At 44.5% G+C, this 1,614-nt stretch carries 2 protein-coding genes; both read left to right on the forward strand.

Annotated features, from left to right (window positions below; translation table 11 throughout):
• Positions 1–8: 8 nt before the first annotated feature.
• Complete coding sequence (locus tag HMPREF2983_RS12755; RefSeq protein WP_070669060.1) at positions 9–1,238, forward strand: site-specific integrase; 1,230 nt, start codon at positions 9–11, stop codon at positions 1,236–1,238.
• Positions 1,239–1,250: 12 nt separating this feature from the next.
• Positions 1,251–1,614 (forward strand): Arm DNA-binding domain-containing protein (locus HMPREF2983_RS12760; protein WP_246829413.1); only part of this gene is annotated, 364 nt, incomplete at its 3' end.

A 1,614-nucleotide genomic window follows, 5' to 3' on the forward strand; every position in this document is an offset into this window, starting at 1 on the left:
TAAAGCGTATGAAAACAGAGAAAATGAAGGTGTTGCTCTACCTTAAAAAGAGCGGTCTGGACAAGTCGGGGAGAGCTCCGATTATGGGGCGTATTACCATTGAGCGTTCCATTGCTCAGTTTAGTTGTAAACTCTCCTGCAATCCTGACTTATGGAATTCACGTGAGAGCAGGATGGACGGCAAAAGCCGTGAGGCGGTGGAAATTAACGGCAAGTTGGAGAACCTGTTGCTTTCCATTCAATCTGCCTATCAGTCGTTGATTGCCAAAGGACAGCCATTTGATGCAACTAATGTGAAAGAACAGTTTCAAGGCAGCGTACAGGCACGATGTATGCTCATCGAAAGGTTGGATATGCTCATCAAGGAGAAAGAAAGCCATATCGGTATAGACCTCAAGGAAAAGTCTATGTCCGCCTATCATTCCACCCGGAAACGGTTGCAGGAGTTTATTCAGAGGAAGTATCATGTTTCGGATTTGGCTTTCTCGCAGTTGACAGAAAGCTTTATCTACGAATTACAAGCATTTTGTCTTGGCGAACTCGGTCATCAGCAAAGCACATTCTTCAGAGTTGCTGCGGATTTGAAGACCGTCTGTAGGCTGGCTTATCGTGAGGGGTTGGCTGATACGCTTCTGTTTGACAAAGTACATATAGAACGAGGAGACAAGAAAGTACCCAAGGCACTTGACCAAGAAGCATTGGACAAGTTGAAGGCAATCTGCTTTGATGAGTTGGAAGAGGAAATGGGAACCGCTCGCGATGTGTTTCTCTTTGCTTGCTATACCGGTGCAGCTTATTGTGATTTGATGGAGCTAAGCAAGAAGCATCTTGTTCGTGATGATAATGGTAGCCTTTGGTTAAAGTTCAACCGACAGAAGACGGGCGTGCTTTGTCGTATCAAGTTATTGCCGGAAGCAGTTCGATTAATACAGAAAATGCACAGCGATGAAAGGGAAACACTGATCCCTTACATCAAATATCCCACTTATCAGTCCTGTCTTAAAGCCTTGCGATTACAGGCAGGCATTTCTTTTCCATTTACATCGCATACTGCAAGGCATACCTTTGCCACACTTATCACATTGGAGCAGGGCGTACCTATTGAAACGGTGAGCAAGATGCTCGGACATACGAACGTAAGTATGACCGAACGTTATGCGAAGGTTACACCGCAGAAACTCTTTGAGGAGTTTAACCGTTTCCTTTCTTTCACTGAAGATTTGCGTTTAACCATTTAACCAAGATTTTTTATGAGAAGTACATTTAAGATATTGTTTTACATCAACAGAAAGAAAATAAAAGCAGACGGCAAGACCGCTATTCTCTGCCGTATCACCATAGACGGAAAGAGTACCGCCATTACCACAGGCGAGCAGTGCAAATCCTCCGAGTGGAACTGTAGGCAAGGGATGACAACCGACAAGAAAACCAATCAAAGAATCGGCGAGTTTAAGGAACTTGTAGAAAAGACCTATCAGGATATTCTGATAAAGGACGGAGTGGTAAGTGTGGAACTGCTCAAGAACCGTTTGCAGGGAATAGCCACCATGCCGACAACACTTCTTGCCATGAGCAAAGCAGAACTGCAATCCGTTAAAGAGTGCGTGGGCAAAT

Origin of the sequence: Prevotella sp. HMSC077E09 (assembly GCF_001814685.1) — a bacterium.
Classification (GTDB): Bacteria; Bacteroidota; Bacteroidia; order Bacteroidales; family Bacteroidaceae; genus Prevotella; species Prevotella oris.

Excerpts from the sequence above, each read along its gene's own strand:
- HMPREF2983_RS12755 (WP_070669060.1), top strand. The coding sequence starts at position 9 with ATGAAAACAGAGAAAATGAAGGTGTTGCTCTACCTTAAAAAGAGCGGT.